Source organism: Caballeronia glebae (assembly GCF_001545035.1).
In the GTDB taxonomy this organism is placed as follows: Bacteria; Pseudomonadota; Gammaproteobacteria; order Burkholderiales; family Burkholderiaceae; genus Caballeronia; species Caballeronia glebae.
Window position 1 is genome coordinate 26,965 of the sequence record NZ_FCOJ02000027.1, and the last position, 25,212, is coordinate 52,176.

Consider the following 25,212-nt stretch of genomic DNA (forward strand, 5'->3'; position numbering starts at 1 on the left):
TGGCGCACGTCCCGCACTTTCGTCGGATACTGCGATGAAACGCGCCGAAACACGAAGGACGCAATGATGCAGATCTACGATGAAATGCGTCAGGACGACACCGTGCGCAACCACTACGCGCGGTTTTCCCGCTGGCTCGCGAAGCAGAGCCCCGAGACGATCGCGCGAAAGCGCGCGGAGGCGGACGTGCTGTTCCGGCGCGTCGGCATAACATTCGCGGTGAATGGCGACCTCTCCGGCACCGAGCGGCTGATTCCCTTCGACATGATTCCGCGCATCATTCCCGGCGATGAATGGCGCGTGCTCGAAGCCGGTTTGCGGCAGCGCGTGCAGGCGCTCAATCTCTTTCTGCACGATATCTATCACGAGGGCGACATCGTCCTCGCCGGGCGCGTTCCGGCCGAACAGGTCTACACGAACGCGCAATATCGGCCGGAAATGCAGGGCGTGGACGTGCCGCTCGATGTCTACGCGCATATCGCGGGCGTCGACGTGGTGCGCGCGGGCGCGGCGGGCGAGTTCTACGTGCTCGAAGATAACCTTCGCGTGCCTTCGGGCGTGTCGTACATGCTCGAAAACCGCAAGATGATGATGCGGCTCTTTCCCGAACTCTTCGTGCAGAACCGCGTCGCGCCGGTCGCGCATTATCCCGACTTGCTGCTGGAAACTTTGCGTTCCATCGCGCCCGAAGGCGTGGACGATCCGGCGGTCGTCGTGCTCACGCCCGGTATGTACAACTCGGCGTATTTCGAGCACACCTTCCTCGCGCAGCAGATGGGCGTGGAGTTGGTCGAAGGCAAGGATCTCTTCGTCGACGATAACTATGTGTTCATGCGCACGACGCACGGGCCGCGCCGCGTGGACGTGATCTATCGCCGCGTGGACGACGACTTTCTCGATCCGCTCGCGTTTCGCGCCGATTCGGCGCTCGGCATTCCGGGCTTGCTCACGTCGTATCGCGCGGGACGCGTGACGCTCGCGAACGCGATGGGCACCGGCATCGCCGACGACAAATCGATCTATCCGTTCGTGCCCGACATGATCGAGTTCTATCTCGGCGAGAAGCCGATTCTGAACAACGTGCCGACGTATCAATGCCGCAAGCCCGACGATCTCGCGTACACGCTCGCGCATCTGCCGGAGCTCGTCGTGAAGGAAGTGCACGGCGCGGGCGGCTACGGCATGCTCGTCGGGCCGGCGTCGACGAGCGGCGAGATCGAAGCGTTTCGCGCGCTGCTTCTCGCGCGGCCCGATGGTTATATCGCGCAACCGACACTCGCGCTTTCCGCATGCCCGACCTTCGTCGAGGCGGGCATCGCGCCGCGTCATATCGACTTGCGGCCGTTCGTGCTCTCCGGCCGCGAAGTGTCGATGTGCGCGGGCGGCCTCACGCGCGTCGCGTTGCGCGAAGGCTCGCTCGTCGTCAATTCGTCGCAAGGCGGCGGGACGAAGGATACGTGGATGGTCGAATGACTCACTCACTGCACATGACGTCATGCTGAGCCGCACTGCCGATCACCTGTTCTGGATGGCGCGCTACATGGAGCGCGCCGAGAACACCGCGCGCATGCTCGACATCGACATGGAAGGCGCGCTCCTGCCGCAAACGCCCGAGCAGGAGGCGCGCTCGCAACGCTCGGTGCTGAAAATTTCCGAGCTGGAGGACATGTTCGACGAGCGTCATCCGGGATCGCGCTCGCGCGAGGACATGCTGCACTTCATGGTCGCCGACGCGCGCAATCCGTCGAGCATCCTCTCTTGTCTGCAGGCGACGCGCGAGAATGCGCGCGCGGTGCGCGGCACGCTCACGACCGACGGCTGGGAGACGATCAACTTCACGTGGCTCGAATTCAATCAGCGGCTCGCGAACATGGAACTGGAAACGGGCCCGGATGCGCTGTTCGAATGGGTCAAGTACCGCTCCAATCTGTGCCGCGGCGTGATGCAGGGCACCGCGCTGCGCGACGACGCATTCTTCTTCATGCAGCTCGGCGCGTATCTCGAACGCGCGGACAACACGGCGCGCATTCTCGATGTCCGTTTCGCCGATGCAACGCCGAACTCGCGCGAAGCGGCGCGCCAGCTCGAAGACTTCTATTACTGGACGTCGATTCTCAGTTCCGTATCGGCGCTGGAGATCTATCGCAAGGTGTATCGCGATGTCGTAACGCCCGCGCGTGTCGTCGAACTGCTGATCCTCAACGAGCAGATGCCGCGCTCGTTGATCGCATCGCTCGATGGCGTGTGCGACACGCTCGCGAAGCTGCGCACGGATGCGTCGAAGGAGTGCGAGCGCTTCGCGGGCAAGCTGCGCGCCGACGTGCTGTACGCCGACATCCGCCAGATTCTGGAGACCGGCGTGCACGCGTGGCTCACGCAGTTCCTGAAGCGTGTCGACGAACTCGGCCTGCGCGTGATGCACACTTTCCTCTTGTTGCCGATTGCGTGATCATGCTGCTGACCATTCGCCACGACATCCGCTATCGCTACGCCACGCCGGTCACGTATTCGATCCAGCAGTTTCGCGTGAGTCCGGCGAGCGGCGCGTCGAAGATCGTGCGGCACTGGCATGTCGAAGCGCCGGGCAAGCTCGATCTCGCGCGCGATGCTTACGGCAACGCACTGCACACGCTCGTGCTGACGAAGCCGCATGGCGAGATCCATGTGAGCGTGGCGGGCGAGGTCGAAACCGAAGCCTTGTCCGATGGCCGCCTCTTCGACGAAGCCGGCCCGATTCCGCTCGAACATTTCACTTGTCCCACGCGGCTGACGTCGCCCGATGCGGCCATCCGCGAACTCGCGCTGCGCGTCGACGCGCTGGATACGCGCGCGTCGCTCCTTGCGCTGACGGAGCGCATCGGCGAGCGCGTGCGGTATCGCAACGAGCCGGCGTATGCGGCGGGCACGGCCGCGCAAGCGCTTGCTAACGGCTTCGGCGATGCGCGCGATCTCGCGCATCTGATGCTCGCGTGCTGCCGCGCGCGCGGTGTGCCGGCGCGCTGCGTGAGCGGTTATTTCGCTGCAAGTGACGAGGAGAACGTCGCGGTGCACGCATGGACCGATGTGTGGGTCGAACACGGCTGGGTGTCGGTCGATGCGACGCAAGCGGCGTTCGCGGGCGAGCGCCATTGCCGGCTCGCCGTCGCGCGCGATTACGAATCGGCGGCGCCGGTGCGCGGCTCGCGCGTCGGCGGGAGAGAAGAAACGCTGACCGTCCACGTCAGCATCGAGGCGCAGCCGGATCAGTGAGCGGATGGATGCGACGCGCGGTCGCGCTCAGTACAATGTGGGTTTGTTTGCTTCAGGACGTATTGAAATGACTTATTGCGTGGGCATGTGCGTGGACGAGGGACTCGTGTTTCTGTCCGACACGCGCACCAACGCCGGCGTGGACCACGTGAGCGCCGCGCGCAAGATGGTTGTGTTCGAACAGCCGGGAGAGCGCGTACTCGTCCTGCTCGCCGCGGGCAATCTCTCGCTGACGCAGGCGGTGACGCATCTGCTCGCGGAGCCGACCGATCCGAACGCGCCCACGCTCTATGGCGTTCCGACGATGGCGGAAGCGGCGCGCATTGTCGGCGATGCGGTGCGCGAGGTGCATCGCCGCGATGCGCTGTCACTGGCCGAATTCAGCGTCGACTTCAATTGCAGCTTCATCCTCGGCGGACAGATCGAGGGCCAGCCGCCGCGTCTGTACATGATCTACGCGGCGGGCAATTTCATCGAATCGACGCGCGTGTCGCCGTATTTTCAGATCGGCGAATCGAAGTACGGCAAGCCGATCATCGACCGCGTCATCACGCCCGCATCGCCGCTCGACGAAGCCGCCAAATGCGCGCTCATTTCGATGGATTCCACGCTGCGCTCGAATCTCTCGGTCGGTCTGCCGCTCGATCTGCTGGTCTACGAAAAGGACTCGCTGCGCGTCACGCGCTTCGCCACGCTCGACAACAACAGCGCGTACTACCAGATGATCAACAAGAGTTGGGGCGAGCGTCTGAGGCAGCTTTTCGGCGAGATCCCGAACCCTTCGTGGACCGAACTCGACAACGTTCCATTGCGCCCGCGCGAGACGCGCAGCACGGTGCCACGGCTCGTCATCGGCGATCTGCCGTGCCCGGACGCGCCCGCGCAGACGCTCGCGGAAGACGTCGACTCGAAGGGCAAGGCGTCGCGGCAGTGAGCGGCTTCGAGGGCGTTGCAGCGGCGGCGCGATGGCCATTTAGATCGCCTGCGCTCGTCACTTTCACGCGCGCATAAAAAAACAGCCATCGGAAGACCGATGGCTGTTCGAAGGTGCTGCAATCCGCCCGACGCGGCACTTGCGTGCCACGCCAACCGGTTGTTCTTAGAACTTGTGGCGCAGGCCGATGAGCACCAGTTCCTGGTGGCTGCGGCCGCTGTCGAAGCCGAAGTCGCTGATCGACGCCGTAGCGTTGACCGTCGATTGCGTGCCGTCCGAGTTGTTCACGCGTTGCGAGCCGCTTGCGTGCTGGTACGCGCCCACGGCGTAGACATCCGTACGCTTGGACAGCGAGTAGTCGGCGCCCAGGCTGACCTGGTGGTAGTTCGCCGAGGTGTCGCCGCTTGCGTGCGTGTACGTGTAGCCCAGGCCGAGCAGCGTCGCCGGCGTCAGCTGGAAGTTCACGTAGCCGTTGCCGACGTTGAACTTCTCTTGCGTCTGGAACGACGAGAGGCCGTCCGGCTTGTACTGAGCGAAGCTGTACGATGCGCCGACCGTGAACGGTCCGAACACGTACTGGCCAGCGCCGCGTGCAATGCCGACTGCGTGAGCCGTCGAGTAGCCGTTGTTGATGATCGTGTTGAACAGCGAGTCCGACGACGGGCTGTTCCAGCCGGTGTTCGCCCCGGTCACAGGCACGCGGCCTGCGCTCGGGTTGTTCGCGTACAGGTAGCTGGCCGCGATGGAGAACGGACCGTTCCCGTACGTCGCTGCGCCGCCCCAGGTCTGACCTTGACCCGTCGTGCCGGCCAGGTTGCTGAAGCCGTAGATGCCTTCGAACTGGAAGCCCGAGAACACCGGCGACACGTACTTGACGGCGTTGCTCACGCGCAGGCTGTTGTCGTAGTTGTCGACGTCGCCCGGCGTTGCAAACGCTGCGCCCCAGTAGTTGTCGCCCGTGAGGCCCTGAACCATGTCGACGGACGGGTCGTACTGACGGCCCAACGTGACGGTACCCCACTGATTGCCGCTCAGGCCGACGAATGCCTGACGACCGAATTCACGGCCGCCTTGATTCAGCCTGCCGGTACCCGGATCAAAGCCGCTTTCCAACTGGAAAATTGCCTTCAGGCCGCCGCCCAGGTCTTCCTGACCCTTCAAGCCCCAACGCGGGCCGGAGAGCGTGCCGTTGACCATGCCGAAGAGGTGGTCGCCGTTGGCGTTGGCGTGGCTCACATATGCGAGACCGGTATCGATCACGCCATAGAGCGTCACGCTCGTTTGTGCTTGCGCCGCGCCTGCTGCGCCGAGCAGCGCCAGCGAGAGGGACGTCAGTGCGATTCGTTTCATCGAATTCTCCACGCGAATGATTAATCGTTGTTGCCGGCGCAGAGAATAACGCAACGTTTCGTAACTTAAGAAACGAAAAAATATTGACTGTCTCAAAAAACACACACTTGGGCGTGACGCCCGCCTGTCATGGTTTTGCGGCAGTCTCTCAAAGAGAATTTTGGCAGACAGGCGCGTCTCAAAAAAGTTCCGCGTGCAATCGAGCATTTAAACCGGATTTTTTATCGCCGATATTCGATTACTTCCGATTCGAATAACAAACGGCTTTCCCGACGCGCGATTTTTCGGATTCGATGGACAGCCGCGCAGCGTGGCGCGAGCGGTCAGTTTCGGATGTCGATGTCGTCGTGTCGCTCGGCGTCGCGGCGGGAAAGCAGCGCGACCGCCATGCCCGCGCCCGCGGCAAAGAGCACCGCGCGCCACGGATGCCGCCGCACCGCCGCATTCGCATGCGACGCTTTGCGGCCAGCGCTGACCATCGCTAGCGCGGTGGCGCGCGTGGCCGTCGATTCGACCCGCGCCAGCTTGCGCGACAACGCCAGTGCCCGCGCCACGGCGGACACTTTCTTGCGCGCCTGACCCGTCAGTTGTTGCGCGTGCTGCGCGCGCGCGCCGATCGCGCGTCGCGCGCTCGCGGCGACGGGCACATCCGCGCGGGCGCTCGCGGGCGTGACCGGCGCGGTCGTGGATGCGGCGGCCGCGAGCGGCACGGCGGTGCGCGTCGAGGCCGCGAGAAGCGAGCCGATTTTCGCGCGGCTTCCCGGCGGCACGCGGCCATTGTTTTGCCGGCCCCACGCGCCGCGCGGGTCGTGCAGGCGTGCGCGCGCCGCCGAAAACTCCGCGCCCAGCAGGAGCACGGCGGCGGAAAAGTACAGCCACATCAGAAGCACCGCGAGCGAGCCGGCCGCGCCGAACGCGCTCGCGGTGCCGGCGTGCGTCAGATATACGGCGAACAGCTTCTTGCCCGCGGAAAAGAGCACGGCGGCGACGAAACCGCCGACGAGCGCATCGCGCCATTGCACGGACGCGTCGGGCAGAAACTTCAACAGCGCGCCGAACGCGACCGTGAGAATCGCGAGTCCGACGACGAGCTGCGCAATATCGCCGACGATCACGAACGGCGAGTTCGCCCACAGCCACAAGCCGACCGCCTGAATCGCGGTATCGAGCACGAGCGAGACGATCAGCAAAAACGCGACGCCGAGCACGAGCCCGAACGAGATGAGCCGCACGCGCACCATCGTCATGATGCTGGAGCGTTGCTCGCCGCTCATCGGCCAGACGATATTGAGCGCCGTGTTGAGCGACGAAAACGTGGCGGACGCGCCGATCGCCAGCAACGCGAACGAGATGATCGCGGCGATGCCCGTCCCGCTGCTGCGATGCGCGTTCTCGACGATGCTCTGCACGCCCGCCGCGGCCTGATCGCCAATGAGTCCGTTCACCTGATGAAATAACTGCCCGCGCGCCGCCTCCGGTCCGAAGATCCACCCCGCGACGGCGATGACCATGACGAGCGTCGGCGCGAGCGAGAACGCCGAGTAAAACGCGATGCTCGCGGCCATGGCGGCGCAGCGGTTTTCCGAGAACTTCTTCAGCGCGCCGAGCGCCCACGAAGCGTCTTTCTTCACGGCCGCTTCGATCTTTTGCGTTGAGACGGAACTCATGACGACCTCTCGGTTCGATGAATGGAGCGCCGATGCCCGGCGATGCTCATCCCGTCGAGCACGTTTTATTCCAGAACAGGCGTGTTCAGGCTCGCGCCTTGCTGCCCCACCGAAGTTGCGCGCGGTGAAGCGTGGCCTCGAATGTAGTATTTGTTGTATGCAGCCCGGCGAAACGGGGGATTGGTGCAAATACCGTGTCGACCTGTCTGCGAGATGTAATCGGGCACCATATACTTCAGTAACCCCTACTCTACGACGTCACGCCGAGGGCAACCATGCTCCACATGTCACGGCGACAGTTCCTCAAGGTCTCTGCGAGCACGCTCGCCGGTTCGAGCCTGGCAGCACTGGGCTTCTCACCGGCGCCCGCGCTTGCCGAAGTCCGGCAATACAAACTGTCGCGCACCACAGAAACGCGCAACACCTGTCCGTACTGTTCGGTCGGGTGCGGCATCCTGATGTACGGCCTCGGCGACAATTCCAAGAACGCCAAGGCGAGCATCATCCACATCGAAGGCGACCCGGATCATCCGGTCAATCGCGGCACGCTTTGTCCGAAGGGCGCTTCGCTCATCGACTTCATTCATAGCCCGAGCCGGCTCACGTTCCCCGAGCATCGCGCGCCGGGGTCGAGCGAGTGGAAACGCGTCTCGTGGGAAGAGGCGCTCGACCGCATCGCCCAGCTATTGAAGGAAGATCGCGACGCGAACTTCGTCGAGATGACGCCCGATGGCAAGACGGTCAACCGATGGCTGACCTCGGGCTTTCTGGCGGCTTCGGCGGGCAGCAACGAGGTTGGCTATCTGACGCACAAGACGGTGCGCAGCTGGGGAATGCTCGCATTCGACAATCAGGCGCGTGTCTGACATGGCCCGACGGTGGCAGGTCTTGCCCCGACGTTTGGCCGTGGAGCGATGACGAACCATTGGGTCGACATCAAGAACGCGGACGTGATTCTCGTGATGGGCGGCAATGCAGCCGAGGCGCATCCGTGCGGCTTCAAGTGGGTGACGGAGGCGAAGGCGCATCGGCGCGCGCGTCTCATCGTCGTGGACCCGCGCTTCACGCGCACGGCATCGGTCGCGGATTTCTACGCGCCGATTCGCACCGGCACGGACATCGCATTCCTGGGCGGCGTGATCAACTATCTGCTCGCGAACGACAAGATCCAGCACGAGTACGTGAAGAACTACACGGACATGTCGTTCATCGTGCGCGAGGATTTTTCGTTCAAGGACGGCCTGTTCTCGGGCTATGACGCCGAGCATCGCAAGTACGACAAAACGAGCTGGGATTACGAGCGCGGCGACGACGGTTACGTGAAGACCGATCCGACCTTGCAGCATCCGCGCTGCGTCTACAACCTGCTCAAGCAGCATTACGCCGCGTACACGCCGGAAATGGTGACGAAGGTCTGCGGTACGCCGACCGACAAGTTCCTGAAGGTCTGCGAAATGCTCGCGACGACCGCCGCGCCCAATCGCGCGGGCACGGTGCTCTATGCGCTTGGCTGGACGCATCACTCGGTCGGCGCGCAGATGATTCGCACGGGCGCGATGGTGCAGCTTCTGCTCGGCAATATCGGCATCGCGGGCGGCGGCATGAATGCGCTGCGCGGTCACTCGAACATCCAGGGTCTGACGGATCTCGGCCTGATGTCGAATCTGCTGCCCGGCTACATGACCTTGCCGATGGAAGGCGAGCAGGACTACGAGGAGTACATCAAGAAGCGTGCGGCGCAGCCGCTGCGGCCGAATCAGCTGAGCTACTGGAAGAACTATCGCGCGTTCTACGTGAGCTTCATGAAGTCGTGGTGGGGCGACAACGCGAGCGCCGATAACAACTTCGGTTACGACATGCTGCCGAAGCTCGACAAGTCCTACGACATGCTGCAGGTTTTCGAGCTGATGGCGCAGGGCAAGATGAACGGATATATCTGCCAGGGCTTCAATCCGCTTGCCGCGGCGCCGAACAAGGCGAAGATCGGGCTCGGTTTGTCGAAGCTGAAGTGGCTCGTCGTCATGGACCCGCTCGCCACCGAAACGTCGGAGTTCTGGAAGAACCACGGCGAGTTCAACGACGTCGATTCATCGAAGATTCAGACCGAAGTGTTCCGCTTGCCGACGAGTTGCTTTGCGGAGGAGCGCGGCTCGCTCGTGAGTTCGTCGCGCGTCTTGCAATGGCACTGGCAGGGCACGACGCCGCCGGGCGAAGCGAAGAGCGATCTGGAGATCATGTCGGGCTTGTGGCTGCGCATGAGAAAGGCTTATCAGGAAAAGGGCGGCAAGTATCCCGACCCGATCCTGAAAATGACGTGGCCGTATGCCGACCCGGAAAGCCCGACGCCCGAAGAGATCGCAATGGAGTTCAACGGCCGCGCGCTCGCCGATGTCACCGATCCGACCGATCAGACGAAAGTGCTCGCAAAACGCGGCGAGCAACTGGCGAGTTTCGCGCAGCTACGCGACGACGGCTCGACCGCGAGCGGCTGCTGGATTTTCTGCGGATCGTGGACGCAGGCAGGCAACCAGATGGGCCGGCGCGACAACTCGGACCCGACGGGCATCGGCCAGACGCTCGGCTGGGCGTGGGCGTGGCCGGCGAATCGGCGGGTGCTGTACAACCGCGCATCGTGCGACATGAACGGCAAGCCGTTCGATCCGTCGAGAAAGCTCATTGCATGGAACGGGCGCGCCTGGGCCGGCCCCGACGTTCCCGACTTCAAGGTCGACGACGCGCCGGACAAGGGCATGAGTCCGTTCATCATGAATCCGGAAGGCGTGGCGCGGTTCTTCGCACGCGACGGCATGAACGAAGGGCCGTTCCCCGCGCATTACGAGCCCTTCGAAACGCCGCTCGGCTACAACCCGTTCTTCCCGGACAACAAGTCGGTGACGAGCAATCCGGCCGCGCGCGTGTTTCCCGACGATCGCGCCGCGTTCGGCACCGCCGACAAGTTCCCGGACACCGCGACCACGTACCGCCTCACCGAGCATTTCCACTACTGGACCAAGCACGCGCGGCTGAACGCGATCGTGCAGCCGCAGCAGTTCGTGGAGATCGGCGAGGAGCATGCGAAGGAAGTCGGAGTCGTCGCGGGGGAACGCGTGAAAGTGTCGAGCAATCGCGGGCATATCGTCGCGGTGGCGCTCGTCACCAAACGCATCAAACCGTTGACCGTGGAAGGCAAGAAGGTGCATACCGTCGGCCTGCCGCTGCACTGGGGCTTCAAGGGCCTCGCGCAGCCGGGCTATCTCGTCAACACGCTCACGCCTTCCGTGGGCGACGGGAACTCGCAGACACCCGAGTTCAAGTCGTTCCTCGTGAAGGTCGAGAAGGCATAGGGGGACGAGATGGCTCTGCAATCGCTCGATATCAAGCGTATTTCCGCGACGACCGTGCCGCAGACACAGGTTCGCGAACCTGCGACGGGCGCGGTGGCGAAGCTCATCGACGTGTCGAAGTGCATCGGCTGCAAGGCGTGCCAGACGGCGTGCATGGAGTGGAACGACCTGCGCGACGACATCGGTCACACGACCGGCGTCTACGACAATCCGCGCGACCTCACGGAGCATTCGTGGACGGTGATGCGTTTCACCGAATACGAGAATCCGAAGGGCGACCTCGAATGGCTGATCCGCAAGGACGGCTGCATGCATTGCGAGGACCCGGGTTGCCTGAAGGCGTGTCCTTCGCCGGGTGCGATCGTGCAATACACGAACGGCATCGTGGATTTTCACGAGGAGAACTGCATCGGGTGCGGCTATTGCATCACCGGTTGCCCGTTCAATATTCCGCGGCTCTCGAAGGAAGATCATCGCGTATACAAATGCACGCTGTGTTCGGACCGCGTCGCGGTCGGACAGGAGCCCGCGTGCGTGAAGACGTGTCCGACCGGCGCGATCATGTTCGGCACCAAGGTCGACATGCAGGCGCAGGCGGCCGATCGCGTCGAGGATCTGAAGGAGCGCGGCTTCGCGAACGCGGGTCTGTACGATCCGGCGGGAGTGGGCGGCACGCACGTCATGTACGTGCTGCATCACGCGGATCAGCCGGAGTTGTATCACGGGCTCGCGAAAGACCCGCACATTAGCCCGCTCGTGTCGATATGGAAGGGCGTGACGAAACCGCTCGCGATGGCGGGCATCGCGCTCGCGGCGCTCGCGGGCTTCTTCCACTACACGCGCATCGGGCCGAACGAAGTCAGCGAGGATGACGAACTGGAAGCGCATCGCGAAGCGGACGAGGTGCGGCGTCGCCGCGAAGGCGGACAGGAGGCGACAGATGAAACACGATAGCGAATTGCGTGATGTGAAGGGCCATCGGCTGATCGTGCGATACACGCCGAACGAGCGCACGAATCATTGGATCACCGCGATCGCCTTCGTGCTGCTCGCGTTGTCCGGGCTCGCAATGTTCCATCCGTCGATGTCATGGCTCTACGCGATATTCGGCGGCGGGCAGTGGACGCGCATTCTGCATCCGTTCGTCGGCTGCGTGATGTTCGTCTCCTTCATGATTCTCGCGCTGCGCTTCTGGCATCACAACTATCTGGACGGGAACGACGTCCAGTGGATGAAGCAGATAAACGACGTGATCACGAATCGCGAAGATCGCTTGCCGGAGATAGGCAGATACAACGCCGGGCAGAAGATCCTGTTCTTCGTGATGGTGCTGTCTCTCGTGCTGCTGCTCCTGAGCGGCATTGTGATATGGCGCGCGTATTTCGCGTTCTATTTTCCGATCACCGTGATTCGCATTGCATCGGTCGTGCATGCGGCGACGGCATTCGTGCTCATCGTATCGATCATCATGCATATCTATGCCGCGCTGTGGGTGAAGGGCTCGATCGGCGCGATGGTACGCGGAACCGTCACGTATGGATGGGCGAGGAAGCATCATCCGCGGTGGTTCAGAGAGACTATCGGGAAGTAGAAATCCGTCGCGACGTTGGGCCAATAAGTGCGGGGTGCGGTCCAGGTCATATCGAATTTGCTGATATGCTCGGTCGACCGCTTTCCCCGCGAGGAAACCTTCCGTGGTCCAACGTATAGTCGAAGCCGAGAGCATCGAATCGCTCGATCCCTCGGCCATTCCGCGTTTGCGCATGCCGGAACGCGCGACGATATTCGCCGCGCGCGCCGCGCGTCTTTTGCAGCTTGCGCAGGCGAGCAATCCCATCTCCGGTTATCTGCGCCTGATGGCCGCGCTCGCCGACGCACAGCAGCGCGCGCTCGCCCGTTTCAATGCGCCGATGCCCTCGCGCGCATCGATCGAGCTGAACCAGCGTCATTCGATGCCGATCGTTCCCGCGCTCACCGACGATCGCGATCCCGCGTGGCGCGATGTGCTTTTCATGCTGCTCGACAGCATCGAAGCAGACGGCGCGCTGACGCCTCCGCTCGTGCAACTCATCGCTCGCCTGCGCGCGCTCGACGCCGCCGCGCTCGACGCGCAAGCCGATGCGATCCTCGCGCTGCGCTTCGCCGAGATTGATCCGGCCGCCGCGCCCTTCGTCGCGGCCGCGCTGCAAGTCATGTGGACCGATCTCGCAAGCCGCATCGACATGAAGGACGTGCCCTACCTCGACACGCCCGGCGTCTGTCCCGTATGCGGCTCGGTGCCGGTCGCGAGCATCGTGCGCGTGGGCGGAGCTTACGAAGGCTATCGCTACGCGCAATGCGGGCTATGTGCGACGGAACTCCACGTGGTCCGCGCGAAATGCACGAACTGCGATTCGACCAAAGGCATCGCGTATCACGTGATGGGCGCGGGCGACGAACCCGAGGACGAAAAGACCGCGAAGGCGAGAAGCGCGCCGCTCAAGGCGGAATCGTGCGATGAATGCGGCACGTATCGCAAGATCGGCTATCAGGAGAAAGCCTACGACTTCGAGCCTTATGCCGACGATCTCGCGAGCCTCACGCTCGATCTGCTGATGGGCGAGGCGGGTTTTCGGCGCGCGGCGCCGCATCCGTGGCTGTGGCCCGAACAACCGGAAGACGATCGATGAGCGACGTCACAGGCGGCGACGGCAGCGCACTGCGCGCATTGATGGCGCGTGTGCCATCGGTCGAGCGCGTGCTGGCGTCGGCGGAATTCGAGGCGGTGATCGCCGCATACGGCCGCACGCAGGCGCTCGCCGCATTGCGCGCGACGCTCGATGCGTGGCGCGGCGACGCCCAGGCGGGCCGCGCATCCGTCGACGCGCTGAGCGATTCGCAGCTCGCGCTCGCGGTGGACGCGCGACTCGCGAAGCGCGCGCGCAGCAACGTGCGCAGCGTCTTCAATCTCACGGGCACGGTGTTGCATACGAATCTCGGCCGCGCGCTCCTGCCCGATGAAGCGGTGCGCGCGGTGGCCGAGGTTCTCACGCGTCCGGCGAACCTCGAATTCGATCTCGATACCGGCGCGCGCGGCGATCGCGACGATCTCATCAACGGCCTGATCTGCGAGCTGACGGGCGGCGAGGCCGCGACCGTCGTCAACAACAACGCGGCGGCCGTGTTGCTGACGCTTTCCGCGCTCGCATCGCGCAAGGAAGTGATCGTGTCGCGCGGCGAGCTTGTCGAGATCGGCGGCGCGTTTCGCATTCCCGACATCATGAGCCGCGCGGGCGCGAAGCTGCGCGAGGTCGGCACGACGAATCGCACGCATCTGAAAGACTACGACGAAGCGATCAACGCGAAGACCGCGCTTCTCATGAAGGTTCATTGCAGCAACTACGCGCTGAGCGGCTTCACCAAGGAAGTGACGCTCGCGGAACTCGCGCCGCTCGCGAAAGCGCGCGGACTGCCGGTCGCGGTGGATCTGGGCAGCGGCACGCTCGTCGATCTCGCGCAATGGGGCTTGCCACGCGAGGCGACCGTGCGCGAAACGGTCGCGGCGGGCGCGGACGTCGTCACATTCAGCGGCGACAAGCTGTTGGGCGGGCCGCAAGCGGGGCTGATCGTCGGGCGCGCGGATCTCATCGCGAAGATCAAGAAGCATCCGCTCAAGCGCGCGCTGCGCGTCGGCAAGCTGACGCTCGCGGCGCTCGAAGCGGTGCTGCGTCTTTATCGCGCGCCTGAAACGCTGACCGAACGTCTCACGACATTGCGCCTGCTCACGCGTCCCGCCGACGCAATGCGCCTCGCCGCCGAACGCATCGAGCCTGTGTTGCAACGCATGATCGGCGATGCCTTCACGGTCAGCGCCGAGCCGATGTTCAGCCAGATCGGCAGCGGCGCATTGCCCGTCGACGTGCTGCCGAGCTACGGCCTCGCGGTGCGCCTCGCGAGCGGCAAGCGGCCGGGCGGACAACTGAATCGCATCGAGAAGCGCCTGCGCGACTTGCCGCGGCCGGTGCTCGGGCGCATCGCGGACGGCGCGTTGCGTCTCGATCTGCGCTGTCTTGAAGAAGCCGATGAAGCGGCGTTCATCGCGCAACTGGACGCACGCGAATGATCGTCGGCACGGCGGGGCATATCGATCATGGCAAGACCACGCTCGTGCGCGCGCTCTCGGGCGTGGACACCGACCGGCTGAAGGAAGAGAAGGCGCGCGGCATATCGATCGAACTCGGCTATGCATACGTGCCGTTGAACGACGGCGGCGTGCTCGGTTTCATCGACGTGCCCGGACACGAGAAACTCGTGCACACCATGACGGCGGGCGCGTGCGGCATCGACTTCGCGTTGCTGGTGATCGCCGCCGACGACGGCGTGATGCCTCAGACGCGTGAACATCTCGCGATCCTCGAACTGCTCGGCGTGACGCGCGGCGCGGTCGCGGTGACGAAGTGCGATCGCGTGGACGCATCGCGCGTGCGCGACGTGCACGCCGAAATCGCGGCGTTGCTCGCGCGCAGCCCGTTACGCGATGCGCCCCTGTTCGACACCGATGCGACAAAGCACGACGACGCGGGCGTCGCTTCGTTGCAAGCGCATCTTCACGATGCCGCCGCTCACTGGCACACGCGCCGCGATGACGGTTTTTTCCGGCTCGCGGTCGACCGCGTATTCACGTTGACGGGGCAGGGCACGATTGCGACGGGCACGGTGTTCGCGGGCCGCGCGAACGTTGGCGACATGCTCGCGCTCGCGCCGCGTGAACCGTGCGGCGAGCCCGTGCGCGTGCGCAGCATTCACGCGCAGAATCGCGCCGCGCAGACGGGCCGCGCGGGCGAGCGCTGCGCGCTCAATCTCGCGGGCGTCGACAAGAACGCGCTCGCACGCGGCGACTGGATCGTCGATACGCGCCTCGCGCGGGCGTCCGAGCGAATCGATGTCGAACTGAGCTTGCTGGCGGATGCGCAACTCACGCTCACGCACTGGGCGCCTCTGCATGTGCATCTCGGCACGACGCATCGCGTCGCGCACGTCGCGCTGCTCGAAGCGGACACGCTCGCTTCGGGGCACGCGGCGCGCGTGCAACTCGTCTTCGATCAACCCGTTTGCGCGCTGCCCGGCGACCGTTTCATCGTGCGCAATGCGCAAGCGAACCGCACGGTGGGCGGCGGACGCGTGCTCGATCCATTCGCGCCCGCGCGCAAGCGCCGCACGCCGAAACGCCGCGCGTGGCTCGATGCGCTCGCCGCGATGCTGGACATCGGCCGCATCGACGCGCTTTTCGAAGAGGCGCCATACGGCTTGCCGCGCGCGCTGATCGAGCATCTGAGCGGCATGCCGACGGCTTCGATCGCCTTGCCCGGCGATGTCCGCACCGTCGCGCTGCACGACGATGCATTGCTAATCGCGGCATCGCACTGGAATGCGTTGAACGCGCGCCTCGTCGATGCGCTCGCCGCGTTCCACGAACGTTTCCCCGATGAACAAGGCCCCGACGCCGCACGGTTGCGCCGCATGGCCGCGCCGCTCGCGCCGGATGCGCTGTGGCGCGCGCTCGTCGATGACGCGGTGACGAGCGGATCGATCGCGAAGAGCGGGCCGTGGCTGCATCTGCCATCGCACACGGTGACGCTCGACGCCAACGAGGAAGCGCTCGCGCGCGCTGTGCTCGCATCGCTGGACGAGGGGCGCTTCGATCCGCCGTGGGTGCGCGATCTCGCGAAGGCGCACGGCGTCGGCGAGGACGAAATGCGCAGGCTCCTCAAAAAGCTCGCGCGCCGCGGCGACGTCTATCAGGTCGTGCGCGACTTGTTCTATGGCCGGGCGTCGATCGGCGCATTGGCGCAACTTGTCGCGCAAGCGGCGCAAACACAAGACGGGGCGGTCGGCGCGGGCGCTTTCCGCGATGCGAGTGCGCTGGGCCGCAAGCGCGCGATACAGATTTTGGAGTTCTTCGACCGGGTTGGGTACACTCGATTCCACCGCGACCTGCATCTGTTGCGCGCCGACAGCCGCTGGCACGAGTCCGTCTGACGATTGCGCGCTTTCGCGCACTCGCCTGTCGATCACACGATGGAGCATGCCTACTTCAAGCTGCTGCACCTCTTGTCGGGCCACCCCGAGTGGGCGCTCGCGGTCGTGCTGCTTGCGTCGTTTCTCGAATCGGTCGCTTTCATCGGCACGTTCGTGCCGGGCAGCACCGCGATGTTCATCGCGGGCGCGCTCGTCGGCGCGGGCGCGCTGAATCTCGGCTGGGTATTCGTCTGCGCGATCGCGGGCGCCATCGCGGGTGATGCCGCGAGCTTCTGGTTCGGTCAGCACTACGCGGACCGGATCGCGCAGATGTGGCCGTTTCGCGCGCATCCGGGCGCGCTCGCCGCCGGCAAGAAGTATTTCGATGCGCATGGCGCGAAGAGCGTCGTGCTCGCGCGCTTCGTCGCGCCGATGCGCGCGGTCGTGCCGGTCGTCGCGGGCGTCACGGGCATGACGCCGGCGCGCTTTCTCGTCGTCAATATTCTGAGCGCGCTCATCTGGGCGCCGACGCACATTCTGCCGGGCGTCGTGTTCGGCGCGTCGATCGAGCTGGCGGGCGCGGTGTCGATCCGGCTCGTCGTGATCCTGATTCTCGTCGCGGCGCTCGCCTGGATCGTCTTCAATCTCGCGCGCGTGGTCGTCTCGCACGCGATGCGCTGGACCATCGCGTCGCGCGACGCATTGCTCTCCTGGGCGCAAAAGGGCAGCGGCCTGGCCGCGCGCCTCGTGTCGCGCGCGCTCGATCCCGGCAATCCCGCGACCGGCCTCATCGTGATGATTTCGGTGCTGCTGCTCGCCTCCGCGATTCTCTTCTTCTCGGTGCTCGCGAACGTGGCGCGCGGCGCGTCGATCGTGCAGGTGGACGTGTCGATCTACCGGCTTCTGCAATCGTTTCGCTCGACCTGGACCGATTCGATCCTCGATGTCGCCTCGACGCTCGGCAGCACGCAAACGCTGCTCGCGCTCGGCGCGACGGTCATCGTGTGGATGAGCTTCGAGCGGCGCTGGCGCACGGTCACGTACTGGGTCGTCGCCGTGGCGTTTTCGCAGTTGCTCGTCGCGGCGATCCGCTTCACCGCGCACGAGCCGATCCTCGTTTCCTTCGCGCCGACGCAGCATCGCTTCCCGAATAGCGACGTCGCGGCGACCGTCGTGATCTACGGCTTTCTCGCCTTCCTGCTTCTGAGGCGCGTGGGCATCCTGACCGGCGTGTTCATCGCGACGGCGACCTCGGCCATTGTCACGGCGGTCGGTCTCGCGGGGCTGTATTTCGGCCGCTTCACCATTTCGGACGCGCTCGGCGGCGCGGCGCTCGCCGCCGTGTGGGTTTTTCTGATCGCGCTCACGGCCGTGTGGCGCAATCCTGCCAGGCCGCCGCCGCGGCCGCTCATGCCGGTCGTCGTGCTCGCCGTGATCTGCGCGAGCGTCGCGCTGCAAATGAGCGACGAAACGGAGGCGCACAGCGTCGTGCCATCGACCATCGTCATCACGCCGATTCAATGGACCGATTCGGTGTGGCGCACGTTTTCCTGCTACCGCTCAAGTATGGAAGGCGACCGGCGCGAACCGATCACGGTGCAGTGGGCCGCGACGCCCGAGCAGATTCGCGCGCTGCTGGCGTCGCGCGGCTGGACGGAGGTGTCGCATGTCAGCCTGAAAAGCGTGATGTCGGTGGTGTTGCCGAATGCGCCCGCGATCGCGCTGCCCGCGCTGCCGCGCCTGAACAACGGCGAGCCGTCGAAACTCGTGTTCGCGCGCTCGATACGCGGCGCCGACGAGCGCGACGTGCTGCGCTTCTGGCCGACGCATTACGAGGTGCGCCAGGGCGCGGGCGCGTCGCCTGCGCCGATCTGGCTCGGCTCGGTCGTGCACGAGCGCCTGCAGCGTCCGGCGTGGCCGTTCAACGTGCTGAGACCGGACCGGCGCGTCGACCCGATGGCGTTCGATCATGGCGAGGGGACGCCGTGGCGCGGCATCGAAATTGCGAGTAGCGCGGGATGTGGAAGCGTGCCGGTGATGCTCGTCGAGTCGAGGTCCGAATGACGTTTCGAGGTGCCGATTGATCCAGATTCCCCCGTCGGCGATCGTGCAATGGGGCGGCGCCGCCGTCTTCGCGAACGTTTTGCTGACGCGCCTCGGCGTGCCGGTGCCGTCCGCGCCCTTGCTCGTGCTCGCGGGCTCGGCCGTGGCGAGCGGACGCCTGTCGTTCGCGCACGTGCTGTTCGCGGCGCTGTGCGGGGCGCTGCTCGGCGACAGCGTGTGGTTCTCGGCGGGGCGCATCTATGGACGGCGGCTCGTCGCGGCGCTGTCGCGCAGATCGTACGCCGTCGATAGCGGCATGCGCACGACGGGCGAACTGTTCGAGCGTCACGGCGCGCCGATCGTCGCGGTATCGAAGTTCGTGCCCGGTCTCGGCCTCGTCACGCCGCCGTTGATGGGCACGACGCAGATCGCCGCGCTCGCGTTCTTTTTCTGGGATACGGCGGGCATTGCCGCGTGGGCGTCGTTCTGGATTCTGGGCGGCGCGCTCTTCGAGCGGCAGTTGCATATCGCGGTGCTCGCGCTCGAATCGCACGGCGCGACGGTGGTGGATCTGCTCGTGGCGGCGGCGCTGCTGTATTGCGTGTATCGGTTGATGCGGCGACGACAGCCGCGCCCGCGCAACCGCAACGGTTGAGTACGCCGTTATAATCGAACGCCCGGTCGAAATCTGGCCGGAGATGTTTTGTTGTGGTTTCCAAAGGAAGGCATCCGTATCCGGTGGTGCGGCCGGGCTTCAAACCCGGTTGGGGATGTCAGACATTCCCAGGTCGGTTCGACTCCGGCTGCCTTCCGCCAATCGGCGATGTTCGCGGTGGCATTCACATGTTTGGAATTCATCAATTAATGTCGTTAGCGACACGAATTGATTGTTTGGACCACGAATCCGTCTGTCCGAAAGCAGTTCCGATTATTCCGTTTAAAAAATTCCACTCTCGTTGTATCCAAACTTAATTCCACTTCGGTGGTATTCGAGTTTCGCGTCATGGTAGACCTCGTTTCGATCTTAATTCGATGTCGAGACATTCGCCAAGCTCAGGTACCCGGCGTGAATCGAAAACACCTGCTCGGTTTATTTACACGGCAACCTGACCCACTTCAACGGACAAGATTTCCAGCGCGACAGCTGCGATTTAACCGATGTAGCTCTCTACTAATATCGGTTTTACGCATTTGTGCGGCAACTTGCCGCGGATACGGTCCAATGGACGAATTATCATTTTGGTTGCCCAGTCAACCATTGCTCAGGCTAAAAAACCCAGAGCAGGATGGCGGTCCCGGTACCCATATGGGCCCGGCATTTGATGAGATTTCCGGTCATGGCAACCCTTCAGTCCCGCAGCTCGCCGCGCAGAAGTTCAACGGGCGCCAGCATGCATCTCGTTTTGCGCCGGACTGCGCAGATTCTCGGCGTGCACCCGATGATTATCGGGGTCCTCGGCACGGGCTTTGCCGTTGGTCTGTTGAGCTTGATGCTCGATGCGGTACAAATGACTCTCGGAGATGCAACGGTGTTCGTGCTCGCCGTGGCGCTTGGGGCCGCGGCTGTTTCCGCCTCCTGGCTCTTTGCATTTGTGCTTCGAGAGCAGGTCAGCAAGGAAAAAAAGCTCAGGCGGTTATCAACGACCGACCCGCTAACCGGGCTTGCAAATCGTCGCAGTCTTGAGTTGCATCTCACTCAAGAGTGGGACAAGGCGCGGCAGCGAGGTTCGCCTCTATCCGTCCTTTTCATCGATATCGACCACTTCAAGCGATTCAACGACACACTCGGACATGCTGCCGGCGACGAGGTCCTCATTGCTGTTGCGCACTGTGTTCAGAGGGTGGCCCGCCGGTCTGCGGACTTTGTCAGTCGATACGGCGGTGAAGAATTCGTGGTGGTCTTGCCCAGGGTGACGGCCGATGTAGCAACCGTTATGGCCGATGCAATTAGAGCGGAGGTTCAAGGTTTGCAGCTTCCGCACGTTACGAGCGAATATCAACGCATTACAGTGTCCATTGGCGGCGCGACATGCAACCCGGGTGAAGGCTTTGCGCCGACCCACCTGGTCGAAGCCGCCGACGCTCAGATGTACGCGGCCAAAGCGGCGGGTCGCAATCGCGTACAGACGATCGCCCTGACCAAGACCGCTGTTACGACCTGAACGCCGTTGTTGGCGCTGCCGAGAGTTTGCTGATGTCGCGATATCGTACGAGTTTTATCGGCCGAAGCGACACGAATTGATCTCCATCCTTGCGCATGACGTAACAGTGTTCAACCCGACTGTGTCCTCGCGCGCAAGGACGAGGCGCACCTTCATCGCGCGCCATGTAAAGCCCCTCGCTCACCGATCTGCGCAATCGCGATACGCGCGGCCTTGCGCACTTCCGGATCGCCGTCGTTGAGCGCGGCTTCGAGCACGGCGAGCGCGTCGGCATTGCCGAGTTCGCCCAGCGCCAGCGCGGCCTCCTTGCGCACATTGCTGATCGGGAAAATCAGCAGGTCCGACACGGCATGCGTGCTTGCGGCATCGCGCAAACGTCCGAGCGCGCGCACCGCCTGCAGCGTGACTTGCCAGTAGTCGTCGGCGAGCGCGCTTTCGAGTGCGTGGCGCGCCGCGACGAGACGCAACTTGCCGAGCGTCGCGGCGGCTTCTTCGCGCACGCGCCACGCTTCATCGGCGAGTGCGAGCGTCAACGTTTCGATCACGCTGTCGTCCGTGGCGAAGCCCAGCGCGCCGACGGCGGCGTGACGCACTTCCGTCGATGCGTCGGTGCGCGCGAGTTGCTTCAGTTGCGGCAACGCATGCGCATGACGCAGCCAGCCCAGCACGCCGATCGCTTCGCGCCTCACGAACGGCGACGCATCCGATAGCGCCGCAAGCGCAGGCTCGGCCGCCGCCGGCAAGCGCAATTCACGCAATGCGCGCAAAAGGGCGGCGCGCGCGAATGCGTCGGCATCGGCATCGGCGAGATACGGCAGCAGGCGTTCGCCCGCAACGGGATCTTTCAACGCAGTGAGACTGTCGGCGGCGGCTTCGCGAGTATTCGTATCCGCATCGTCGAGCGCGGCGCATAGCGCATCGACGGCCTCGTTCGTCTCCCATGCGCTGAGACGCTCGGCCGCCGTGCGACGCACGTCGGCATCCGTGTCGTGACGCAATGCATCGGCGAGCAAGGGCAGCCATGCTTCGTCTTCGAGATCGGCCGCTTCGAGCACGGCGAGGCGGCGCACGGCGGCGTCGGTATCGGTGAAGCGCGCGGCGAGGGCGTCGTCGGTGACGGCATCGAAAAGTGGATTGGTATGCGTCATGAGAAAACGGAGTGTGAGATGTCGATGCGCGTGGGCGCGTCGTTTGATGCAGCCATCGGGCTCGCAAGCGGATAGCGAAGCAACGCGAGACAGCGCCGTTTCAACGCGACGAATTCCGTCTCCGTGACGAGCTCGCGTTCGCGCGGACGCGCAAACGGTACGCGCAGTTCTTCGAGCACCGTGCCGGGGCTATGGCTCATCACGAGAATGCGATCGGCGAGGAAGAGCGCTTCGTCGATGTCATGCGTGACGAACACGACGGTCGGACGCCGCTCGCTCCATACATCGAGCAACAGCGCCTGCATCGATGCGCGCGTCTGCGCATCGAGCGCGCCGAAGGGTTCGTCCATCAACAGCACGCGCGGTTCGTTGAGCATCGCGCGCGCGATCTCCGCGCGTTGCTGCATGCCGCCCGAGAGCTGCGCGGGATAACGCGCGGCAAACGCGCCCAGCCCGACACGATCGAGCAAGGCCCGCGCGCGCTGTTGTCGTTCGCGCTTGCCCACGCCGCGCATCTTCAGACCGAACGCCACGTTATCGAGCGTCTTGCGCCACGGCAGCAGCGTGTGCTGTTGAAACACCATGCCGCGTTCGGGATGCGGGCCGTCGATCGGCTCGCCATCGAGCGTCGCGCGGCCTGCGTCCGGCGCGACGTGGCCCGCGAGCGCGGCGAGCAAAGTCGACTTGCCGCAGCCCGAAGGCCCGAGTATGCAGACGAATTCTCCCGGCTCGATGACCGCGTTCACGTCGCGCACGGCGGTGAATGCGCTCGCGCCTTCGCCCAGCGTGATGCCGAGCGCTTCGAGGTCGATGCGGCCCGCGCTCATCGAAGTCTCCCTGCCGCAAGCCACGGCGTGAGCCGCTTGCCCGCGATCCGCACGAGCGCGCTGCTGCCCATGCCGAGCAAGCCGATCAGCAACATGCCGACGACCACATCGGGATAGCGCTGCACCGTGTACGACTGCCACGTGTAATAGCCGATGCCGAATTGCCCTGAGATCATCTCGGCGGTGACAAGACAGAACCACGACGTGCCCATGCCGATGGCGAGTCCGGTGACGATCGCGGGCGCCGCGCCCGGCAGAATCACTTCGCGCAGGATCACGCGATTGCCCGCGCCGAGACTGCGCGCCGACGACACGAGCCGCGGTTCGACGCCTTCGACGCCGTGTATCGTGCCGAGCAGAATCGGAAAGAACGCGCCGGTGAAGGTGATGAAGATCATCGACATTTCGGAGGAAGGAAACATCAGGATCGCGAGCGGTATCCACGCGACGGCGGGAATCGGCCGCAATACTTCGAGCGGCGTGAGCAAGGCTGCGCGCGACCACGGCGAGCGGCCGATTGCGAGCCCGAGCAGGACGCCGCTCGCCGCCGCCGCGACATAACCGGCCGCGATGCGTCTCACGCTGCTCGCGAGATCGGAGAAGAGCTTGGGCGAATGCACGAGATCGACAATGGCCGCGAGCGTATCGGCGGGCGTCGGCACATTCTCGAACGTGACGATGCCGAGGTTCCAGCGATGCGTCGTCGCGAGATGCCAGAGCACGACGCACAGCGCGAGCGACGCCCACTGCACGCCGGCGCGCGCGCCGCGCGAACGCAGCAACGATGGAGCGGAAAATGCGAGCGTCGCCATCATTGCCTCAACGGTTGGCGAGCGCGGCGGGCTGGCGCACGGCGGCGAAATCGAGCACCTGTGCGCCGTGCGCGCTCGCCCACGCCTCGGCGCGGTCCTTCAGCAGGAACGCGTTCAACTGGCCGTCGCCGGTCTTCGCGAACCACGCCTGATCGCCGAGCAGTTTGATGCCGCTTTCGCGATCCTGCGCATAGAACGCGCGCACTTGCCTGCCGTCGCGCGCAAGCGTGCCGAGTTCGCGCACGGCTTCTTCCGGCGATGCATAGCTGCGCACTTTCGGCTCGCCACGCACCCAGATCTGCGCGATGCGATCCGTGTTCGCGATCGGCTTGCCGGTCAGCGCATCGTTCGCGACGAGCGGCGTCGCCGCATAGTTCTTCAACGCGGCTTCGTAGTCGAGATGTTCGGCCTTGAATGCGGCGCGCACATAACTATCGTCGATGAAGGCGTTCGCGTTCAGATCGCCGTCCGCGCGCTTGAGCAGCTTGAGCGTATCGAACGATGTCTGCACGGCCTGGCGATATTCGGGCTTCCACGTGAGATCGCGCGTCTGCAAGCCGAGCGGTCCGTGAAACAGATAATCCACTTCAGGCTCGATGCCCGTGACCTTCGCGATCAGTTCGCTGTACTTTTCGGGCTCCGCCGTGAGCAGCCGGTTCGCTTCGATCGCCGCGCGCAGATAAGCCACGACGACCTCCGGATACTTCTGCGCATAGTCCTTCTCGACGAGCGTGCCGTGCAGCGTCGCCGATCCGGCCTGCGAGCCGTCGTAGATCTTGCGGGCGAAGCCGCGATACGGAAACAGTTCGGCGAAGGGCACGAAGTCCGCGTGCGCGTCGATCTTGCGCGTCTGCAATGCGGGCCCGGCCACCTCGGGCGCCTGCGTGACGATGTTCACGTCGCGCTCCGGGTCCCATCCTTGCGCCGCGACCGCGCGCAGCAACATGCCGTGCGCGGTCGATGCGAACGGAACCGAAATCGTCTTGCCCTTCAGATCGGCGATGGACTGCGCGGGCGAATCCGTCGGCACGACGATGCCATTGCCGCTGCCGCGCACGCTGCCCGACAACACGCTGATGAAGATGCTGCGCTTGCCCGCCTTCTGATTCGCGACGCCGTTCAGCACGCCGGGGAAATCCGCCATCGAGCCGAAGTCGAGCTTGCCCGCGACCATCTCGTTCGTGATCGGCGCGCCGCTCGTGAAGTTCTTCCATTGAACGTCGTATTGCGCGTCCTTGTATTTGCCATCATGTGGCAAGTACTTTTCGAGCAGATGCAACTCGCGGATCAACGCGCCGCCCGCAGCGGTGTTGATCGTCGTGTCCTGCGTGCCGATGGCGACGCGGATCGTTTCCGCATGCGCGACGCTCGCGAACAGCGCGGCCGCAAGCGCGATGGATAGCGTTCGTTTCATGTGTCGGGTCCTCGTCAGCGAAGAAGATACGGAATGTCGACATGCACGGCATTGGTCGGGCAATCGCGTTCGCACGGCATGCAGTACCAGCATTCGTCGAACTTCATGAAAGCCTTGCCGGTCTCGGGATCGATCGCGAGCAGGTCCATCGGACAGACGTCGATGCAGACCGTGCAGCCCTTGTCGGCAATGCACTTGTCTTCGTCGATCATCACGGGAAGGCTTGAGCGCAGGCGCGCTTCGCGGGGCACGAGTGCCATGTTCT

At 64.4% G+C, this 25,212-nt stretch carries 20 protein-coding genes and 1 tRNA gene; 14 read left to right on the top strand and 7 right to left on the bottom strand.

Annotated elements, in window-relative coordinates; translation table 11 throughout:
- Positions 1 to 66 precede the first annotated feature (66 nt).
- The 4 genes from AWB82_RS19215 (at position 67) to AWB82_RS19230 (ending at position 4,183) form a co-directional block, all read left to right on the top strand.
- Entirely contained in the window at positions 67 to 1,473 is a 1,407-nt protein-coding gene (locus AWB82_RS19215; protein ID WP_086970069.1) for a circularly permuted type 2 ATP-grasp protein, read from the top strand.
- A 22-nt stretch (positions 1,474 to 1,495) separates the two neighbouring features.
- Positions 1,496 to 2,449, top strand: coding sequence for an alpha-E domain-containing protein (locus AWB82_RS19220; RefSeq protein WP_086969980.1), 954 nt, complete (start codon positions 1,496 to 1,498; stop codon positions 2,447 to 2,449).
- A gap of 2 nt (positions 2,450 to 2,451) precedes the next feature.
- Positions 2,452 to 3,249, top strand: coding sequence for a transglutaminase family protein (locus AWB82_RS19225; RefSeq protein ID WP_086969981.1), 798 nt, complete (start codon positions 2,452 to 2,454; stop codon positions 3,247 to 3,249).
- A 67-nt stretch (positions 3,250 to 3,316) separates the two neighbouring features.
- A complete protein-coding gene (locus AWB82_RS19230; RefSeq protein ID WP_086970071.1) occupies positions 3,317 to 4,183 on the top strand; it encodes a proteasome-type protease in 867 nt (288 codons plus the stop codon).
- Positions 4,184 to 4,348: 165 nt separating this feature from the next.
- Here the strand turns inward: AWB82_RS19230 and AWB82_RS19235 are convergent, their stop codons facing one another.
- Together AWB82_RS19235 and AWB82_RS19240 are read right to left on the bottom strand one after the other, a co-directional pair.
- Positions 4,349 to 5,533 carry a porin gene (locus AWB82_RS19235; RefSeq protein WP_086969983.1) on the bottom strand — a complete coding sequence of 395 codons (1,185 nt, stop codon included), beginning with the start codon at positions 5,531 to 5,533 and terminating at the stop codon, positions 4,349 to 4,351.
- A 323-nt stretch (positions 5,534 to 5,856) separates the two neighbouring features.
- Positions 5,857 to 7,200: a YihY/virulence factor BrkB family protein gene (locus AWB82_RS19240; protein ID WP_086969985.1), complete on the bottom strand. Its 1,344-nt coding sequence runs from the start codon at positions 7,198 to 7,200 to the stop codon at positions 5,857 to 5,859.
- Between the two features lie 275 nt (positions 7,201 to 7,475).
- Between AWB82_RS19240 and fdnG the strand changes: the two genes are divergently transcribed.
- The 10 genes from fdnG (at position 7,476) to AWB82_RS19295 (ending at position 20,746) form a co-directional block, all read left to right on the top strand.
- On the top strand, positions 7,476 to 10,544 hold the full coding sequence (gene fdnG / locus AWB82_RS19250) for a formate dehydrogenase-N subunit alpha (RefSeq protein WP_143756775.1): 3,069 nt from the start codon (positions 7,476 to 7,478) through the stop codon (positions 10,542 to 10,544).
- A 9-nt stretch (positions 10,545 to 10,553) separates the two neighbouring features.
- The gene (fdxH, locus tag AWB82_RS19255) at positions 10,554 to 11,498 is read left to right on the top strand and encodes a formate dehydrogenase subunit beta (RefSeq protein ID WP_086969990.1); all 945 of its coding nucleotides are present in this window, start codon (positions 10,554 to 10,556) and stop codon (positions 11,496 to 11,498) included.
- Positions 11,485 to 12,135 carry a formate dehydrogenase subunit gamma gene (locus AWB82_RS19260; RefSeq protein WP_086969992.1) on the top strand — a complete coding sequence of 217 codons (651 nt, stop codon included), beginning with the start codon at positions 11,485 to 11,487 and terminating at the stop codon, positions 12,133 to 12,135. Before fdxH ends, AWB82_RS19260 begins: the two co-directional genes overlap by 14 nt.
- Before the next feature lie 103 nt (positions 12,136 to 12,238).
- Entirely contained in the window at positions 12,239 to 13,213 is a 975-nt protein-coding gene (gene fdhE, locus AWB82_RS19265; RefSeq protein WP_086969994.1) for a formate dehydrogenase accessory protein FdhE, read from the top strand.
- Positions 13,210 to 14,646, top strand: a complete 1,437-nt coding sequence (gene selA / locus AWB82_RS19270) for an L-seryl-tRNA(Sec) selenium transferase (protein WP_086969995.1) — start codon at positions 13,210 to 13,212, stop codon at positions 14,644 to 14,646. Before fdhE ends, selA begins: the two co-directional genes overlap by 4 nt.
- A complete protein-coding gene (gene selB, locus AWB82_RS19275; protein ID WP_086969997.1) occupies positions 14,643 to 16,562 on the top strand; it encodes a selenocysteine-specific translation elongation factor in 1,920 nt (639 codons plus the stop codon). The genes selA and selB overlap by 4 nt, the downstream gene beginning before the upstream one ends.
- 39 nt (positions 16,563 to 16,601) lie before the next feature.
- Positions 16,602 to 18,605 (top strand): VTT domain-containing protein, encoded by a 2,004-nt coding sequence (locus tag AWB82_RS19280; protein ID WP_086970073.1) that lies wholly within the window; start codon positions 16,602 to 16,604, stop codon positions 18,603 to 18,605.
- 16 nt (positions 18,606 to 18,621) lie between these two features.
- Positions 18,622 to 19,239: a DedA family protein gene (locus AWB82_RS19285; protein ID WP_086969999.1), complete on the top strand. Its 618-nt coding sequence runs from the start codon at positions 18,622 to 18,624 to the stop codon at positions 19,237 to 19,239.
- Between the two features lie 65 nt (positions 19,240 to 19,304).
- Positions 19,305 to 19,400: transfer RNA gene (locus AWB82_RS19290), tRNA-Sec, on the top strand.
- 575 nt (positions 19,401 to 19,975) lie between these two features.
- The gene (locus AWB82_RS19295) at positions 19,976 to 20,746 is read left to right on the top strand and encodes a GGDEF domain-containing protein (protein WP_159462602.1); all 771 of its coding nucleotides are present in this window, start codon (positions 19,976 to 19,978) and stop codon (positions 20,744 to 20,746) included.
- Positions 20,747 to 20,898: 152 nt separating this feature from the next.
- Here the strand turns inward: AWB82_RS19295 and AWB82_RS19300 are convergent, their stop codons facing one another.
- Genes AWB82_RS19300 through AWB82_RS19320 form a run of 5 tightly spaced genes read right to left on the bottom strand, consistent with a single transcriptional unit; the run spans position 20,899 to position 25,207 of the window.
- On the bottom strand, positions 20,899 to 21,894 hold the full coding sequence (locus AWB82_RS19300; RefSeq protein ID WP_086970004.1) for a HEAT repeat domain-containing protein: 996 nt from the start codon (positions 21,892 to 21,894) through the stop codon (positions 20,899 to 20,901).
- Positions 21,891 to 22,721 (bottom strand): ABC transporter ATP-binding protein, encoded by an 831-nt coding sequence (locus tag AWB82_RS19305; RefSeq protein WP_086970007.1) that lies wholly within the window; start codon positions 22,719 to 22,721, stop codon positions 21,891 to 21,893. Before AWB82_RS19305 ends, AWB82_RS19300 begins: the two co-directional genes overlap by 4 nt.
- Positions 22,718 to 23,536: an ABC transporter permease gene (locus tag AWB82_RS19310; RefSeq protein ID WP_200818144.1), complete on the bottom strand. Its 819-nt coding sequence runs from the start codon at positions 23,534 to 23,536 to the stop codon at positions 22,718 to 22,720. The genes AWB82_RS19305 and AWB82_RS19310 overlap by 4 nt, the downstream gene beginning before the upstream one ends.
- A gap of 4 nt (positions 23,537 to 23,540) precedes the next feature.
- Positions 23,541 to 24,947 (bottom strand): ABC transporter substrate-binding protein, encoded by a 1,407-nt coding sequence (locus AWB82_RS19315; protein ID WP_086970011.1) that lies wholly within the window; start codon positions 24,945 to 24,947, stop codon positions 23,541 to 23,543.
- Positions 24,948 to 24,961: 14 nt separating this feature from the next.
- Positions 24,962 to 25,207, bottom strand: a complete 246-nt coding sequence (locus AWB82_RS19320; RefSeq protein WP_086970013.1) for a 4Fe-4S dicluster domain-containing protein — start codon at positions 25,205 to 25,207, stop codon at positions 24,962 to 24,964.
- Between the last annotated feature and the right edge of the window lie 5 nt (positions 25,208 to 25,212).

Bases quoted from the DNA above. Each gene is read 5' to 3' on its own strand.
- AWB82_RS19220 (WP_086969980.1), top strand. From the start codon at position 1,496: ATGCTGAGCCGCACTGCCGATCACCTGTTCTGGATGGCGCGCTACATG.
- AWB82_RS19230 (WP_086970071.1), top strand. From the start codon at position 3,317: ATGACTTATTGCGTGGGCATGTGCGTGGACGAGGGACTCGTGTTTCTG.
- AWB82_RS19215 (WP_086970069.1), top strand. From the start codon at position 67: ATGCAGATCTACGATGAAATGCGTCAGGACGACACCGTGCGCAACCAC.
- AWB82_RS19240 (WP_086969985.1), bottom strand. From the start codon at position 7,200: ATGAGTTCCGTCTCAACGCAAAAGATCGAAGCGGCCGTGAAGAAAGAC.
- AWB82_RS19300 (WP_086970004.1), bottom strand. From the start codon at position 21,894: ATGACGCATACCAATCCACTTTTCGATGCCGTCACCGACGACGCCCTC.
- AWB82_RS19310 (WP_200818144.1), bottom strand. From the start codon at position 23,536: ATGATGGCGACGCTCGCATTTTCCGCTCCATCGTTGCTGCGTTCGCGC.
- selA (WP_086969995.1), top strand. From the start codon at position 13,210: ATGAGCGACGTCACAGGCGGCGACGGCAGCGCACTGCGCGCATTGATG.
- AWB82_RS19320 (WP_086970013.1), bottom strand. From the start codon at position 25,207: ATGGCACTCGTGCCCCGCGAAGCGCGCCTGCGCTCAAGCCTTCCCGTG.
- AWB82_RS19225 (WP_086969981.1), top strand. From the start codon at position 2,452: ATGCTGCTGACCATTCGCCACGACATCCGCTATCGCTACGCCACGCCG.
- selB (WP_086969997.1), top strand. From the start codon at position 14,643: ATGATCGTCGGCACGGCGGGGCATATCGATCATGGCAAGACCACGCTC.
- AWB82_RS19235 (WP_086969983.1), bottom strand. From the start codon at position 5,533: ATGAAACGAATCGCACTGACGTCCCTCTCGCTGGCGCTGCTCGGCGCA.
- AWB82_RS19315 (WP_086970011.1), bottom strand. From the start codon at position 24,947: ATGAAACGAACGCTATCCATCGCGCTTGCGGCCGCGCTGTTCGCGAGC.
- fdxH (WP_086969990.1), top strand. From the start codon at position 10,554: ATGGCTCTGCAATCGCTCGATATCAAGCGTATTTCCGCGACGACCGTG.
- AWB82_RS19280 (WP_086970073.1), top strand. From the start codon at position 16,602: ATGGAGCATGCCTACTTCAAGCTGCTGCACCTCTTGTCGGGCCACCCC.
- AWB82_RS19305 (WP_086970007.1), bottom strand. From the start codon at position 22,721: ATGAGCGCGGGCCGCATCGACCTCGAAGCGCTCGGCATCACGCTGGGC.
- AWB82_RS19295 (WP_159462602.1), top strand. From the start codon at position 19,976: ATGCATCTCGTTTTGCGCCGGACTGCGCAGATTCTCGGCGTGCACCCG.
- AWB82_RS19260 (WP_086969992.1), top strand. From the start codon at position 11,485: ATGAAACACGATAGCGAATTGCGTGATGTGAAGGGCCATCGGCTGATC.